At 40.4% G+C, this 18,444-nt stretch carries 4 protein-coding genes; all 4 read right to left on the bottom strand.

All coding sequences use genetic code 11. The features are described from left to right. Positions 1-13 precede the first annotated feature (13 nt). Entirely contained in the window at positions 14-4,192 is a 4,179-nt protein-coding gene (locus HXT25_RS01585; RefSeq protein WP_422118611.1) for a UvrD-helicase domain-containing protein, read from the bottom strand. Then, complete coding sequence (locus HXT25_RS01590; RefSeq protein ID WP_422118612.1) at positions 4,185-9,116, bottom strand: PD-(D/E)XK nuclease family protein; 4,932 nt, start codon at positions 9,114-9,116, stop codon at positions 4,185-4,187. The genes HXT25_RS01585 and HXT25_RS01590 overlap by 8 nt, the downstream gene beginning before the upstream one ends. A 295-nt stretch (positions 9,117-9,411) precedes the next feature. After that, positions 9,412-10,173: a hypothetical protein gene (locus HXT25_RS01595; RefSeq protein ID WP_116437675.1), complete on the bottom strand. Its 762-nt coding sequence runs from the start codon at positions 10,171-10,173 to the stop codon at positions 9,412-9,414. Positions 10,174-10,302: 129 nt separating this feature from the next. Then, a complete protein-coding gene (locus tag HXT25_RS01600) occupies positions 10,303-18,342 on the bottom strand; it encodes a cell wall-binding protein (protein WP_422118613.1) in 8,040 nt (2,679 codons plus the stop codon). Between the last annotated feature and the right edge of the window lie 102 nt (positions 18,343-18,444).

The following is an 18,444-nucleotide window of genomic DNA, read 5'->3' on the forward strand; positions in this document are numbered from 1 at the left end:
AAAAAAGTTGATTTTAAAAAGACGCTTCACTCAAAATTTCGTCGCGCGTTTTACACAATGCGTGAATCTCGCGATTTTCCGCACGCGCCTCGCTAACGTAGTAAAGAGTGGCGTCAATGCATCTTAAATCAACGTTTGTTGCGCGCGCTAGCAGCATCCTATACCAGTCGAGCTGCTCTAGTTTTAGGCGAATATCTTCCGCGCTTTTTGGCCGCTTTCCCGTCTTCCAGTCAACGATTGTGTAGAGTTTTGTAGTATCGCTAGCGTCTAGTCCTCCTGCAAAAACAGCATCCAAAGTGCCGTTGATGATTCTATTTGCAAATTCCGTATTATCGATTTGCATTAAAATCGGCATTTCTGCAGCTAGCGGCACTCGTTTTGCCCAACGCGATTCTATAAGCCGTTGCTTCCATTGATTTAATGCGCAGCTTTGCGAATCTGAATCTTTGCAACTTTGATTAAAATCATCTATAACTTTTTGTCTGTTTTCAGGCGTTTTTTCTAACGATATTCCATGTTTTACAATGTTTTTCCACTCGTAGCATGCGCAAGATTCGCTCGGTGTTGCTGAGTCTACAAACTGTTGCGCCCAAGCGTGGAATTTTGTGCCTAGGTTTGCATCTATTGAAGGAATGGACGGGATTGGTCTAATGCAAGCCAATAGATTGTTGTAAACGCTTGTTTTTGCATTTTGTGCGATTTTACTTATTTTTTGCAACGATGTTACGTTTAGTCTTGATCCGCTAGATATTTTATTCACTTTTTCGGCTAATTCTTCTAGCGAATAGTCGCAGTCATTTTGTGATGTTAAGTCCGCGTCTTGTATGAAAATTTTTGCCTTATAGAGCAACGATTTAGGGTTTGTGTTTATGGATGAATCGTATACGGATTCTAAATCAGAATCGCAGTTTTCTACGAGTTTTGCTGATTCTATTAAGGATTTTTCTATAGTACTGCTCAACGTACAAGGCCATTTAAGTGTTGGCTCTAAACTTGATGAGTCAGACTGAGGCGCGATTTTGCTAAATTCTGCAGCAAATTCCTGAGCATCGTCTCCAGCTATAAAACCGAAAACATCCTGTTCTTCATATTCTTCAGATTCTTTCGATTCTGTTTTATTTTCCTCATTTGAATCACAGCGTTGGCCTTCGATAGCTCCATTGAGATTTTTAATAGCATTTATTGATTCGTTAAGAAACACTGACGCACTGCGCTTTCTGCCACTTTGAGCGCTATCTCCAGATGTAGCTGATCCTGTTAAAAGAGCAGCGAACTTTGCGCGCGTAAGAGCAACATACATAAGGTGACGCTCATCCATGTGAAGCTGAATTCCGCGCTCCTCACTTTGCGTAAATGGCATAGAATCAACGTTTTGCTGGGATTTATACGCGTTATACACGCGGCGCGTTTCTTCGCTCAAAAAATCGCCAGAATCCGAAGAATCGCAAGAATCTACTTCTTTAACTGCCTCCGCAAAATCGCACAAAGCTTTGATTCTATCTGGCTTAATCTCGTCAAAAATCTTTTGCACACTATCTAAACTTTGCATTGCTTTTTCTGGGTGCATTGCCTCCGCGCGCGTGACTGTATGCGGAAAATGCGGCAAAATGTTGGCATCCACGCGCAACGCAGAAGGCACGCTTGCACCAAACTCAATCGGTATGCGAGCGCTTGCCTGCCCATTATCATCAACTTTTAGCGAATCTCCTTGATTACTTGGAAAAGCGCCCTCATTTAGCCCAACTACAGCAACAGCAGGCCATTGCAAACCTTTGGATTGGTGAACTGTCATTAGCACGACTTGCGCTGGTTCTGTTTGAGACGAAGATGAAACAGAGGATCCTGACTGAGAATCAAGATTTTTTGCTGAGTCAATCCAGCTTATTAGTCCGCGCAAACTTACGTCCTGCCACTCGCCCATTTCCTGAATATATGTTTCTACAATTGCATTTAGCGAATCTAACACACTACGCATGTCGTCCAGTATGATTTGGTTGCTAAAATCCTTGTATTTTAAGGCAGACCCCACTGCTGTATCTATGTCTACATTAAGAGCTTGAACAGCGGCTTGCATTACGTTTGTTAGCGAGTTTCTTTGTATGCCTTCTACATTATGTAGGATTTTACTAAGTCTTTTTACTGCATCAAACCCTCTAATGCTAAGTTTTTGCTGCATTTGATTAACCCACTGGTCGTTTTTTGTGGAAAAATCACGCATTATTAGGTCTGCTAAATAAACTCCGCCATAAATATTTATGACTTGCCCAGATATTTCCCCACTATTCGCCTTGTTTCTAAGATTGCGAACGGCAGAATCCCACTGACTTTTAGGAAGATCTGCTTCTAATAATCCTGCCGACGAGTAAATGTTGTAAAGATATTCCGTGTTTGCGCTATTTGCGATTGCAGCTAATGCCCCCAAATCGTCGGCAGATAGCGCAAAACGCGGTGTAGCTAGAAGTCGCATAAGTGAGTTTGAGTCGCTGTGATCTTGCACTACTTTTAGGAGGCTTAATACATCTTTAACTGCTGGCTTTTCGATTAACGATGAGTATCCTACTATGCTTGTTCTTATACCTGCTGATTCTAATTTTTCAGCATATTTTGGCATATTTGCTTTACTTCTAAATAGTATTGCCAATTGTGGTTCGCGCGATACTTGAGATACTTGCGATCCTTGACTTTCCTGCTTTTCCTGCTTTTCTATAATTTTTTGCGCAAATCGCACTACTGCGTCGATTTCTTCTGCCTGAGATGGCATAAATAGCGCTGCAATCGTGCCATTTGGCGCATCCTCTTTTGGCTTTAAGGTTTCTACTTGCACTTCGCGATCATCAATGCTGCTAAATCTACGACTTGCGTTTTGCGTTGAATTATCGCCATTTTCTCCGCGCATCGGCTCAGTTAGTGCGTTTGCAACTTTTAGTATAAAAAGCGAGTTTCTGCGTGTAACAGTTAGCGAATATTTGTTTTGTTTATTTATATTAAAGTCTTGTTCAAACTTGCAAAAAGCTCCAGTTGAAGCGCCTCTAAACGAGTAGATTGCTTGGAATGGGTCTCCTACTGCCATAACGTGTGTACGCTTTGACGCCGCAAAATCTCCACCATTCTCCGCATCATTCTCCGCATGAAACAGCGTATTTATAAGCATTGCTTGCGTTGTAGAAGTATCTTGGTATTCGTCTAAAAGAACTTGCGAATATTGATTCCTGTATTGCGCACAAATCGAAGGAAAATGTGTTACTAAATAGTAGGCTGCGATTGTAAAATCGCTAAATTGTGCCATGTTTACGCGCTTTTTTTCAGCGTCAAATTGCAAAACAAGATCTAACAGTATGTCTCTTTTTACACATGAGTTGTATAGATTCACGCAGAGTTGCAAGCATGAATCATCCCAATATTTTTCGTATTTTTTACACGCTTGTTTAAATTTTTCTGAAGATGTTTTTGTAACGTCTTCCGCACTCATTCCAGCAGTTTTTTTGACTTTTTTGTATTTTGGTATTGCTGGTGATTTAGCAGGTAATGGCGATTCGACTTTCTTGTTTCCTATGACATTTTTTAAGTGTTCTGCAAATTCGTTATTCCACTCTCGTATTTTTTGTACTGCTTGAGGCACACTGGAACAAGTGTTTCCTTGCGCGTCTACACCTATCATTGAGCATGATATTTCAGCACAAAGTTTCATAACATCTGAACATAACGTGTCAAAATCATATAATTTGTTTAAATTTTTATTGTGATTTTGTGGATTATCTAAATATTTTCCGATTATACTTTTTATGATTTCCATCGCGCCAGCATCGCTTAATGGCATTGTGTTTTGATTAAAGCCAACCAAAAGCCCGTATCTTCTTACGATTGATTGAAAGAACGCGTCGTACGTCATAACTTCTGGCTTTAAGAATGACTTTGCGCCATTTGCACCGCTTGCGCTAACCTCCGCCGAAACGCGACTTAGCAATTCCGCAGCCGCCTTGTTTGTAAAGGTTAATCCCAATATGGACTCTGGCGGAACTTTGCTTTTAATTAAATGTATTACGCGACGAGTCATAGTGTATGTTTTGCCGCTGCCAGCTCCAGCAACTATTAGCACGTCTTGATTAATCGGCGCTTCTATAACGTTTTTTTGCTCTAAACTTGGAGCACTATTAGGTGTGGATTTTACGGCGTTAACGTTGTTATTATTCATTTTTACCTTCAATCATTTCGTAAACCGTGTCCACTTTTCCAGCGCAACCAGGACATACATCTAAACATCTGCAATGATTTTTATGGTCTGCTTTTGGCTCAACAACAAAACTGGTTGACTTAACAGCAGAAGCAGCAAAGAATACTCGAGATATCATCATAAGAGACCATTTTGTTCTCATAGGCAGGTTTACAAAATCCGACCACGCATTCTGGCTCACACCGTCCGCAGGATTTTGCTCATCAATATCTGGAAGTTCGTAAAGACGATTATCATCTGCATACCTGTATCGACTTATCAGTCCTTTAGTGCTCAACGCGCCATCAGCACCAAACAAAGACGGCTGACAAATGTTTTCTGCAACACCATTATCTTGCGCAGGAGAATCTTTGTATACAACGTGAAACAGCGCACTTCGCGCGATTTTTGTATGCTTAAACTTAAGCAATTGTTTAACGTCTTCAACATTTTCGTTACAAAACACAATCCCAAGCTGATAGCAGATAAGTTGTAAATCGTTAAACACCTGCTGCGTTTTAGGAACTTTTCCTGTTTTATAGTCGATTAAGCGAATTTGTTCCGTATTGTCATTTAACTTTCTAATTTCCATGCGGTCAATTCGACCTTGAATCCTCACTCGCAAATCGCTAGACGCGCCATTTTGCCATCCGCCTACTAAGAATCCCATTATTGAATAAAGATCTTCCAAGCTTGTTTGCGTCTTAGACGCACGATTATAGGCGTTTAAAATATCGTCGAATCCAAAAGTGGCATTTATATTACACTCACAATAGACATGTTCAAGATTCCCCAAATCGACGTCTGCAATTGTAGGTTTTGCAGACTTCGACTTTTCTAACGCTGGTAAAATATCAGTAACCACACCGTCTTCATCTTTTTTCGCCATAATCGGGTAGTTTGATCCAGTTAAAGAACCTACAAAATATTGAGCAATCGTATAAAGCGCTCGTCGAACATTTAAATCATTTTTTATAAAACGATATCGGTCTTTTACGTCTGAAATATTGGAATCGCTTGGGCAAATCGAATAATAATGCTCAATCATAGTGTTTGCAACATCTTCAATAGCCTTTTTTTGTAAAGCGCTTATAGATTCAAACGAAAAATCAAAGTCAGGCAATTCGCTAACTTTGTCATTTTTAATCGCAGCAAACGCTTGCAATTGTGGATATTTTTCGCGTAAATACTCGTTGTCTAAATGCTCATCTTGACTTGCCCATCTAGCAGTTTCATGAATAAGCGTGCCGAATTGTGCTGCCGTTCCTCCACGTGTAGGACCTGCAAATTTTCGCTCTAAAAGACAACAGACTGGACATGACCAAAGACTATCCACCATTGATGGAGATAGTGTGATTAAGTTTGATTTTGATTCGGTTTCAATAGATTTCTCTTCGGTCTTAGAACCGTAATTTTTACGAATAAAATCCCAATTTTCTGGATTTGCCGAATCCACTCCATTATTTTTCAAAAGATTCAACGCTGTTAAAGCATCTTTAACAGTAGGATTTCCGTCTAAGTTGTGACTATTTTCTGATTCATATATTGCACGCGCTACTTGTGTTCGCGCCGAGGCAACAAGCCCTCTAGGATCCGCATCCATTACAGCAAAATCTTCACAGAAATCAGTGTATTCACTACTTCCATCCGCATTACGCCAATATATTTCTGGCAAATAGTAGTAGAGAAAATCAGAAGGAACACAATCATCACTATTAACCGCGCTTATAAATAGATGACGGTTGGCGCGCGTAATCGCCATTAAAAAGCTTCGCTGCTCTCCAGTAAAAATCGCTTGTCTATCGTTTACGCAAATTCCATTAGGATTAGCGTATTCATCTAATAATGATGAATTTTTAGAATTATTAGATTTAAGGTTTACTGAGCCGAAAATCCTATTATTTAACACCATGTTTACTAGAGTTTCTGCCCCAAACATTGTGCTTCGAGCCGCAGTATTTGGCCAAACTCGCTGCTGTACGGCTGGAATCCACACATAATCCCAGCGAGAACCAACCGAGCCAGACGGAGTTGTGAGCGTTACAGAATCAGGAACAGGAGCAACACTGGCAAGAGAATCAGCTTCAATTTCCATTTGACGAACTTGATCAATAAACTGTGTGATTGTTGGTGCCGCTGCAGAATAGTCGCCAGCAACCGACGACTCGTAATAATCCGCACGCGAATCTATGTAATTAAACGAATTAGCATACTCAAATAATCGCATAGCAGCATCTAGTCTATCGTTTGCAAGACGACCTTCATCGTTGTTTTTAAGCGCTTGAATCTGCCACTTTTTAGCGCAATTACAAAGATTCCACGCCTGCCCAAGTATGTAACTAGCCTCGTTTGTTTCACTATTTTGAATTTTTGCTAAATCTTGTTTTAAAATCTTAGACAGTTTAGACGTTATTTTAAAAACGCGCATTAAAGTACGAAGATGAACACTGTTTGGGCGCATTTTTTGCAAAACAGAAAAAATTTCTGTAGTTTGATCAGATTGAGTTTGGTTAGCTGGTGACTTATCAGCTGGTGACTTATCCAATAAATCAGAATCGCAGGAATCAACACTAAAATCATCACAATCCATTGATTTATCAATAGCACAACTATCAATAAGCGCTTTAATTATCAGAAGATAGCAGGAATCAACACTAAATCGCGTGGAATTAGGGTTTGGATTTGAATCAAAAATACGATTGTCGAAGTTAAAATTAGCATCCAAACCATCATTCTTAGAATCAGTCTTGTTTAAAAGCTGATTTTGCAGTAAATCCCACTGTCTTATAAGAACGCTAAGAGGGGAATTTTCCTTAGATGTAACCATGTCACTAAGAGAGACAATGGAACGCATAAGCGCTTCTACAGCACTTAAATCAGCACAATTATAATTATCTGAATCTATCAGGGGACTATCCATTATGGTTTTTATGCGACTTTTCACAAAACGCGCAATCGAAGAAATAGTGCGAGTTCCTAAAGATACGTCTTTAGCTAAATTATCCACGCTATTTTGGCTAAATTGCGCCAATTCAATAAGCGCAAACAATGCTTTTATAAACGGCTCTTCCCTGAGAGCGCGAGTAACGGACGAGTATCGCACAGGAACACCATCTTTGCGAAGTCGCTCGCCGAAAGCACGAACAGTAGCATTATCGTGAGCAATCACAGCCATATTTTTCCACGGGATTTTGTGATCTAAGTGAGCGCGTTTTATTTGCCAAATAACACAATCCATTTCTTCGCGCGCAGTACGATACAAGTCGCCAGAAACCGAAGAATTTTCTGTTTCTTGCGAATTTGATTCGATTTTTTCTATAGGAAAAGCGCCTTTAACATTTGCCATCTTCCAAGCCCTTCGGGCGATAGGCGTTTGCGTTGGCATAAGCGAAGGGATTGAAAGCGAAACCCTAGATGAAAAAAGACTCAGTGGAATTGAGTGACTATTTTGTTTTAGCAAATCTGAAGTATTTGAAGAATCTACATAGTCATTGGGATCATTGGGATCATTGGGATCATTGTAAGACTCAGCTACACCGTCAATCCTGTAGTCACATTTAAGTACCGCTGCTTGCATAACACCATGCTGAGCAGCTTCAACCACATAATCTGGGTATGATCCACGGAAGGATTGCACAGATTCGTCTGGGTTTGCCGTTAAAACAATACGAACACCTAAACTAGATAGAGACTCAAGAAATGCAAGTCCAGCAAGTGTTACATCATGAAAATCATCTACCACCAAAAGACGTGGAAGTGAACATTTAAGCGCAAATAATTCTTTAGAAAAATCCTTTGAAGAGTCAGCTGAATAGTCGCAAGCAACCGACGATTCTTCTGTATTATCATCATATAAACTCTTAAAAATCTCATTCAAAATTTGAACACCGTTAGCCAAAAGTTTAGAAGAATCTAATCTAAAAGCATTTGGATATTTTTTCCGCACACAATCCGCATACTGACTACGAAGTGCAAAAGCCAAATTCCATTGCACACGCAAACGATTAGCAATGCTAGAAGATTGCAAATCCGCCTGCAAAGTTGCAAGCAAATCGGAACTAGAGCCGGATTGCAAATGCGACTGAAAATTAAGGCTATTTAATATTTGCAACTCTGCAGATTCGCTTACAATTCCCATTTCGTCTAACCGAGCGAGCATATCGCGAAGTTGATGAATGAAAGCACTATTTATTGGCAAATCCTGAGTATTTTGAGCATTATAAGCATTATAAGCATTATGCGCATTATGTGCATTCCGATAATCTGTAGAGTCGAACGAATCCATAAGATTATCACTGTTTTGCAACTGCGATATTACGTAAATCCAAGAATCATGTGATTTATAATCACCATCTTGCAAAGATTTAGAATACTCTCCAGAAAAATAATCGTTAAAAAGCGAGCAGATTTTGCAATCACCGCTATCGCCTTGCAAAACATGATTAACATGCATTCGCACTATTTCGCGAAGAATCGCATCTTGTTCAGCGCCGTTAAGCAATTTAGGAGATGGTATTCCAAAAAGCTTATTTCGTGCGGAAATCAGGCTGAATGCAAAAGCGGAAAGAGTGCCAACTGGACGAGACTGGTATGAAACACCAAGATTGCTTATTACGTAGTTAGACATGCGTGCGGCAGTTGCACGATTCTGGGCTGCGGCGATAGCAAAATCAGTGCGAATCGCATGTTTGAGTAAAAGCTGTACGGCTTCATCGTATTTAGAGTCCTGCGTATTCTTCCAATTAGCTCGCAAACCGCATAGAAGAGCGTTTAGAGCGAAACTTGACTTTCCAGAATTTGGAGCGCCAAACACCAACAAAACATTGGTGTGACGTTCGCTGGTGTTTTTAAGAGTGCCATTTAGCAACGATTGAACAGCAGCCAGCGCAGAATCTTCCGTACACATAAACACAATTCTACCAACTGGCTTAGTTTGTATGTAACCTCGTAGTGCGATTGTACCAAAAAATGCCCAAATTAGATACAATCGCACTACAGCTTTATGTAGTGTGATTGTATAGAGACACGCCGTAAATCAGGTACAAACGCACTACATGGCAGGTCATGTCGTTCGCACGGATTAGCCGTGCGAACGACTTCGCCGCCGTAGAAGCACACCGTGCTTTCAACCCTAAGCAAGCTCAGCGCTCCGAATTACCTTTTCGCGCTACGCTCTAAGCGAAAAGGTAGGTCGTAGCGCACTATTGTTGACTAAAAAGTCGCGTAGCGCGAGCGTTTTTAATCGCAAGAAATGCTATTCCAATGCCAATAAAAATCAGCGTAAAAATGGCAAGCAAATAAACAACACCCACTCCAAGCGTTGTGGAATTAAACGTGTTTGGCGCAAAACCAAACCATCCTGCAGGAGCCTTGTAATTCAAAAAATTGTACGGCGCTGCCATAGCATGCTCTCCCCATCGCACGCCAGCAAACTCGCTTAAACACACAGCGTACGCAACGTAAGTGAGCGGCGGAATCGTAGCAAAATAAACGTGCGCGCGGCTGGACTTGTACTTGTAATCAAAAAGAACAAAGTCAAAAATCGCAAGCAGCGGCGTTATAAAATGCACGCATAAGCTTGAGCACCCATTGTTCATGTACGCGCCAACAAATCCGAGCTTATTTGTAGGAGCCAAAAAGCACAGGTACAGCGTAAAAGTGACGGCGATTGAAATCGTCATCATAAATTTAAAAATGTACCATGCGTTTGGCTTTGCATCCACCCAGGCTCCAGCGCGCTCACTCTGTTCATCGTTTTTAGATTTAAGCGCACTTCGCGTGTCTAAAATCAGCGAGCCAAGCAGCGCAACACAAATCATCAAGTTAGAAAGATTCGTAAAATACGTTAGTGCCATTGAATCCCAAGACATTGCCATTCCGTAAATGGACGAAACTATTGCAATAATTCGAATCATGGTTCTTGTAACGTAATCTTTGCGCGCCAAGACTAGTGTTTCGCTCATTCTTATCTCGCTTTCAAATAATTTTTAACTCTCATCTATGTTCTTCAATTATTTATGTTCTTCAATGTTTTACATAAATAAGATTTACTATACTTGACTCCGATCTAGGAATAGCAAAACGTGCAAAATTTAATGGCGATTTTTGTATATAATGCCAAACAATCTGCTGCAGCGCAACGGTTCTGCCGAAACGTTGCAATGCTTGCTGTACGTTAACTCGCCACTAAATCCGTTTCCGCTAAGCACAGACGCCAAGCATCCGCGCCTACCGAATGCGCCCGACGCGATGAAGAGTGCCATTAATATGCCGAACAAGAAGGTATACGTAATAGCAGCGTTTCCACCAGTAAACGGCAGCGGAATCGGCGACACGTTGATGCCAGTAATCTTTATGTAGCCTATGATCGGAGCTGTTTCTTTACTCTCATCATAGCCAACGCTCTTATTATCTGACTTATCTTTTGTCTGCGCGTATACGGCGTAAACAGCCGTATTGCCATGAGTGACAAGCATCTGCTGCAATTTGTCAGAATCTACACTTGCGTTTCCGCTATTATCGCGCTTCAAAATAGGCGTGCAATCTTTATCTTGAGGCTTGTTATTGTTCATCCAACGCACGCATACTTGAAGATTCTTCTCAACTACGTCTCGAGAATCAAAATCATCGCTAGCATCTACTAACAATTCTTTGCCGCCCACTTTACCGTTAGTGTCTGGATTACCCGTGAAAGTGAACTTAATGTCATTAGCACTAACCTCGTAAGGCTTACTCATAGTCGATTTCTGAAGCGAACCTATAGATTCAGCTTTAGGCTTTATTACATCAACCGGCACTACGTATACTGGAAGAAGTGTAGGTGCAGAGGCAACATTCTTAAAATGAGTTTGTGCATTATAGCCATACGTGTTCTTTAAGCTATTCATTGCCCAACCGTTAGAAAGCGACAAAGCATAAACTGGAGCAATAGCCTTTTTAGATGTTCCTTTTATGTCATCTGCAGTTTCTATGTTCTTATGTCCGCCTAAAACTTTTTCAAGATTAAATGATTCAGAATTGACACTCGTACAATTTGGATTTGCAGTATCACCGCCCTCACACCATTTGTTCACAGTAATATCTTGAGGACTCATATTCAAATAATTATTACCCAATGTACTGTAATTCATGCCATTAGTGTTAGAAACATTTAATCCGCCACCATAGTTTCCATTACCTAACACTAAATCAGGTATATTGATATACTCATCGTTCAGCGTGAAGAAACCAGAGCCATTGCCGAATTTATCTACTCTAGTTTTGCCATCAGGGAGCTGTACCGTAACTTCCTTACTACCTTCGCCATTTTTCTTATCTGTACCACTTACAACGCGCAAAGATGGTTGAATCTTCTTAAACTCATCTTCACTCATACCAGATGGAACATTCGGCTTAAGAGTGAGAGCATTCTGTAATTGGTTTAAATCGATGCGCTTGTCTTTCGTACTCGCGTTATAACGGTACACAAGCGATTGATGACCAGGCGCGCCAACCAGTTCAAAGCCAGGGTCGCTAGAACGCTCACCAATATATGGCTTCTTCTTATCCCAAGTAATCGTGTAGTCAGCGGCAGAATTACTATCACTTCGCAGCTTAGCAAATCTTGTTACAATATTGCGCCTAGGCTCTGGCGTTACAGTTCTCCTACGCCATCCGCGCGTAAGTATAAACGAGTCCTGCTCGCTACCTACATTAGAGTAATTATTGCGTCCATCATCCTGTTTTTGAGGAGCAATATAGTTCCCACGTTTCCACGTAACTTTCGACTCATTTGCGGCAAGAGTATCGTCATCATCATCTAAGCTAGCGTTACTATTGTCTACACTAACACCACTTCTTGTATTAGTAGCATTATCGAGCGAATCGTTATCACCCGAGTCTAGCCATTTGCCTCCTGCATTTCCGTTGCGCAATACATGATTCACAGCACGCTTTTCGGAATCATTCAGAAGCAGTGGATGCACTTGTACTACTTTCTTATTGACTACGACTGGGAAGAATACACAGTCAGACGGTTCACTCCACACCTTTGGAGCCTTACTTTCAAGACGGCATACAGAACTTCTCTTAGAAGACAAAGAGTCAACTGATTGAACACCTCGCATGTCTTCTTCTTTTGCACTATTTGCTCCGTTTTGAGCCTGACTTACATTTTCACTACCTGAAAGCTTCTTCAAATCATTATTAACAGAAGTAGTTTCATTAGCATCATTTGCTAACTCATCCAAATTTTCGGATTTAACGCCAGGCATATCTGACCAAGGTCCGTAAGATCCAGTGCGATTCCTTGCACGCACTACGCTTCCAGGGGCAAGGAAACCTGATGGGAACAATATTGCAGTTTTATCGCCACCAAATGCTGTCTGATTTAGATCATTTGTACTTAGCCCTTCTGGGAACATGTAGCCATCACACAAACTCCACCTATCACCTGTTTTAGATCTACATAAGGCCAATGATTCACTAATATCACTATCATCATTTATACCTGCAGTAGCATCTGCACTTCTACTGTATATTGCATTAGCACCAGCATTCCTTAGCGATACTGTATTACCAGTTTTTGCTGCAGCTTTCTTTGCGCGAGCAAAATACACTACGAGTCGAGTTGCATTATTTCCAGAAATCACAGACACCTTATTGCTGTAATTAGGAGCAGAGGCTCCTTCCCAATCATGAAGCCACACGCCAGAACCAGACAAATCATTATAGTGATTACCATCGTATGCTCGCACAACTGGAGCTTTAGCTACAGTCCAATTGAACTTGAATTTGCCTACTACTGCTTCGTCACTCTTGTTTCCAGAGTCGTCAGTTACTTGCGCAATCATCTTGAAGGTTGGAGACTTCGCAGCATCTTGCCCACGCCATTTTTCTATGAACGCACGCAACAGTTCCCTGTTAGTATTGCCTCCTGTTACAAACCTTACGCGAGGAGCTTTTTTAGTTTTCGGATCTGTTGCACCTTCTGCTTCAATGTCTATGCTCAGAGTATCCTTCAAAGCTTTGCTTACATGCGTAGTCTTATCTGCAACATTGAAATCATCATCCAGTGCAAGCAAATCTACTACGTTGAATAATCCCGACTGCTTTGTAATATCAGTCTTGTTCATATCAATAGTCGTAACAGTTCCGCAAGAATCAGACTTTGTTTTAGTAGGATTGCACTCGCCAAGAAGCTTCTTACTAGGATCGTTAGCATCTTTTACTGAAATCCACGGCTTGTTCTTGTCTACTGGCACGAACCACACGTTAATTACATTTGGCGTATGATCTTTGTCACCCTCGTCTCTGGCCTCTAATTCTCTCCACGGATTACCGTTGAAAATATATAGCTGCGCATGCAAAGGGTATTTGTTACCACTTTTCTTTAGAATAGCAGCACCAATATTAGCTCCAGAATCTTGCTGATTATAATCTTCGCCACCTGGCATAACGTAACCTTGAGGCTGAACAAAATTATCTTTATCAGTAATATTATTTGTGAATATAGTCTGACCGCCGCCAAGATTACTATAATTAACTAAATCAACAATATTAGCCCATTCTCCGCGCGCATTATTTACTTTACGTGCGTAGCCAATTCCATCACCGCGATTAGGCATTCTGTTGTATCCACCCCACAGCTTTTCTATGGTTGTCTTATTAGTAGAATCAGCAGCATTAGTGTTCAATGGGTATAGTGATGGCTGTATTTGGTTTCTAAGCCATCGGCTTTTCTTTGTGCCTTGGAATAAGCTCAAAGCCTCATTCGTGTTGAAGTTTTTATTATCACCTTGGTTGATGTTGAATCTGTACACCAAATACTGTGAGCTATTTTCATCACGACCGTACCACTTAAAGCCATCGTCTGTGTTACGACCGTTTATTTTTCCACTGCCGTATGACCAATCATAATCTGCACGAATATTAACAAATCGCGTGATTTTCTTCTGCTTTGGATCAAGTACAGTTTCCTGATTTAGATCATCTTTAGTGTCATTGCCTGTACCAGTTGCTTTTACTACTTTAAAAGTCTTTTCTGAACCTGACTTACCTTGAGCTGTATTTTTAGTGTCAGGAGTTACAGAAAGGCAGATTTTATACTGCTTTGTGTTGTCTTTACAAGAATATTTATCGCTTGTGCCGCCAAGAGTTTTAGTTTCATCTTTCGACCAACCAATTTCATCTTTTCGGTATTGGAACAAACGCGGATTCTTTTGCTTAATTCTATCTATCAAACCTTGTTTTTCGGAAGGATTCAGCTCATACGGGTTCACCTGAACCATGCCATCGTCTGGCCAAGTCATATCTAATGGCAATGGGTCAGAAGATGCATTCAAAGTTGTTTGAAGCTGAGAAGCATTATTGCCAACACCCGCATAAATTCTTGAACCAATCTCTGCCAAATGCTCTGGGATAGTTATTTCACCAGTTTTTGGATCAAATGTTATATCCTTCTCATAAGGCATAAAGTTAGTAAAGTACGAATGATCAGGTTTATCATCGTTAAGCTGTTGCCAATCTTCACCTGCTTGACGAGTTAACATAATACCGTGGCATGATTTATTAGGACAATCACTAAATATTCTGAATGTATCAGTTTCTCCTACAGGCTTCTGCTTTGGCTCACCTCTTTTCCATATGCGAACAGCTAATACTGCAACTTGCTTAGATTTTGTTAAAAGATTAACTTTACCAACGTATCTACCATTTGGCTGTTTTTGCCAACGAACATTAGGAGCAGTAAACTCATCGCCAGTTATAATAAGCTTAATCTTTTTTTGAACCTTATTTCCAGCATCATCCCAAGCGTGGAACGTAAACTCTTTAACACCAGAATCATTAGATTTAAGTTCAGGACCATTTGTTTCACTTGTAGTTACATAACCTGATTGATCTGTAGCACTATCAACGCCTACAGGCTTAGATTGATCATATTTATTAAAAGCAGTTGCTTTAAATTGTTCACTTGTTGACTGTATATCTGTTTTATTGTTGTTATCTTTTACCTTTTCCTTGGTTCCCATGTACACGTGTTTATCATCGTGACCAGTTACTAGGAATCTAATTCTGCTGCCAACCGATATTTTCATACCATTTTCAGGCACAGATCTAGGCTCTCCACCATTGATGCTAACTTTTACGTCTATAGTCGGCTTCTCATCATCAACATGCGTAAACACAAGTGGTAATACGCCAGTAGACTCATCCCAATACGTTATTTTTGCGTACTTTGCAGCAACATACACTGGCTTTACTTCTGGCTGTTCACCAAATTGAAGCATAATACGATTTTCATCATTAGGATTAGTTGGGGTTGCGTATTCTTCCTTTACAGGATTTGAGAAGTAGTCTTTTGCAAGTTTCGCATATTTTGCTTTTTCGTCGCCAGTTAACTTTTGGTCAACTGTTTTACCACTAGGCGCATCATAAAGTTTCCAAATATAACGCTTTGTATAATTTAGCGGACTAAGCTTACACTCTTGACTATCTTTATTTTTCGCAGCTGCATCCGCTTGTGCAGACTTATCTGCAGCTTTATCAGCAGCTTTGTCATCATCGCCCTTGCAAGGGTCTACTACGTTTACAACTGGTACTCTTACAGCAACCTTCGTTTCTGCATCTTTCAGAGTGTTAGATTTCTTAAGCGAACCATCTGCATTTGTCCATTCAACACTATAAATGGCGCGATCTTTAATCGCCGCGTTTGCACCAGAATCTTGGCTATACAAATAACTATCGTTAAGCGGATACTCTAAACCATGAGCATCACCAGGAATTTTACCATCCTTAATAGAACCGTAATAAACAGAGTCTTCTGCATCTGAATAATTATCATAGTTGTCAAGATTCTTCTTAGTGTGAGCATCTGGCATATATAAACGCGGATTCAATGCGTGAGCAAATTCATATATTTTACCCTTGTTATCAAGATAATTTACATAATCTGCAGCTTTTCCTAAACTATCTTTAGAAGACCTATATTTTGGATTATCTTGCCACTCTTGAGTCTGCAGTGGTCTAAACACATCCGCTTGACCAATAATATCGTACTTTACTTTTTTAGCAGAACCCATTTGAAGCTTGTCATTCCAATATTGAACAGTCAAATCGTGTATGCCAAACTTTGAATCTTTTGTATTAATGTTAGTTTTAGGATCTAATGGTTTTCGCCACCATCTGTTTCCACGAGCGTACTTGTTTTCTGACGCATTATACTTTGGCAATAATGAAAGCTGGCCTTTAGCCCAAACTGTATTATTACCACATTGTGCTTCAGTATCTTTATCACACACTTCTTGTCTTGTAGGTTGGAATAACAAACTCGTAACATCAATATTCTTAGTATGAGCCAATAATTGACCATTATTGCTAGTAAAAGGACCTAAATGTGTACCACGAAGGAAGGAGTAATGCGGCACATTTATATCTACAAGATTAGGTATTCCATACCATTGCTGATACAAAGTAGTGTATTCGTAAGTTGTATGGCCTGATCCAATACGATAATTTGACAAAGAGTATTTAGGATTCCTACTATATGGATCGCCTAAACCGTATCTTGAAAGAGGACCATGCCAAGTATCTCCATAATAGCTTCCTGCACCATAGTAGGAAGTACTCAGTTTTCCATATTTACCATTATTCGATGTTGTATAGTGAATATGGTAGCTATAAGGTGATTTGCTCTCATCAAATTGATTACGTAATGCAAAAATCTTTGCTCGTGGCTCTTTATCAGTTCCTCGAAGCTCAGAAAAGAGGTTATCTATCAATTTTATATAAGTGTCATTAAATTTTTGAGTACCATCTGGAGGAAGACGAGTACCAGCTTTATGTTCACCTTCACTTGGGAAACCATAGTTACCAGAATGATAGCAGTCAAAGCCGTAAGAATCACATAATCCAAGTTTACTATTGCTATCATCTCTAGACTTTTGCGTTCCACCTTCAAAAACACCAACATTGTCTATAGCATTTGAATTACCAATTCGATACCACGCTTTATCAAGGGTCTCGCCATCGTTAAGTGTCTCTTTTCTAGTGCCCTCATCAATACAAAAACCGTTTGGATTAACCCAATCTTTTGCGCAACCGCGATTCTTTGCATCAAAATGCAAGCGCTCTACATACTGGTCATACTGACCATTACTTGTGTCGAGACTCTGATCTTTAGGAACAACAAAATAGGTCAAAGCTTTAGCAGCACCATGAATGCGCGCACCCATGTTTACAAGTACATCCCAAATATATCCATTACCATCACGTTTAGGAGTACGTTTCATAAAAATGTAATCGTGAACATCGTCAAGCTGAATACGATTTAAAGAATCAACACCATTTTTATTTTTCAAATAAGCTAAGTTACGTATACGTTTTTGCAGGTATGTTCCACGCGGATATGGAGTAAAGTTTGGGTCATTATTCGTATAAATACCCTGAGGTTGATCATAACCACTATCTTCGCGCCAAGGATTATCTCCACGTTCCATATCAGCACCTTTTGACGCTCGATGACCTGTTTCATCACCATCATCTGTAATGCATTCAGAACGAGCATAATTACGATTACAGCCGGGACGAAACTCCATCCTGCTGCGATCGTAACCCATTTTGTCTCCATTTGAAGATCGTTCTGTATTATTGAATATTTCATTGGAGCGATCCATGCCAAAAGAAGTATAAGATGCACCCTGCTTAGCCATACCTTTGGCAGCGCTCATCATAGCACTGTCAATAAGTCCTTTATCAGACGCATCACCCTTAGCGGCGTTGTTAGCAAGATTATTATTTACGCTTACACCATTTTTCAGCTTTGCAAACGCATTGTTTTGCCCATCTACAAAAACTGGAGGTTGCGATGGCGCAGAAATATCGGCATTATCTGCATCTACATCGGCATTAGGCTTAGCAGCAGATTTAGGCTTATCGCCAGACTTATTGGACTCATGCTTTTTACCAGAATTACCAGAGATATCTGCATTCGCAGCAGTGCCACTGTCAGCAGCTACAGCAGTGTTTGCAGTTAGGCACATCGGCAGCCACATCGCCACCGAAATCAGGAAAATAAGAGCAGCCTTAGTCGCCTGCTGAGCTAAACGCCCTATCAAGACGATAACGCTTAGCAAAACCGTCCAAATACTTCTCATTTGTCCACCTAAACTCTCGTGTGCTAATTTCCACATGCCAATCAATGTATTAAGTTTTAAAATCTTAAATTTTGAGGTATTTAAATTTTGATGTATTAAACG

This window comes from Gardnerella sp. DNF00476, assembly GCF_049262735.1.
Lineage (GTDB): Bacteria > Actinomycetota > Actinomycetes > Actinomycetales > Bifidobacteriaceae > Bifidobacterium > Bifidobacterium vaginale.

Bases quoted from the DNA above. Each gene is read 5' to 3' on its own strand.
- HXT25_RS01585 (WP_422118611.1), bottom strand. From the start codon at position 4,192: ATGAATAATAACAACGTTAACGCCGTAAAATCCACACCTAATAGTGCT.
- HXT25_RS01590 (WP_422118612.1), bottom strand. From the start codon at position 9,116: ATGTGTACGGAAGATTCTGCGCTGGCTGCTGTTCAATCGTTGCTAAAT.
- HXT25_RS01595 (WP_116437675.1), bottom strand. From the start codon at position 10,173: ATGAGCGAAACACTAGTCTTGGCGCGCAAAGATTACGTTACAAGAACC.
- HXT25_RS01600 (WP_422118613.1), bottom strand. From the start codon at position 18,342: ATGAGAAGTATTTGGACGGTTTTGCTAAGCGTTATCGTCTTGATAGGG.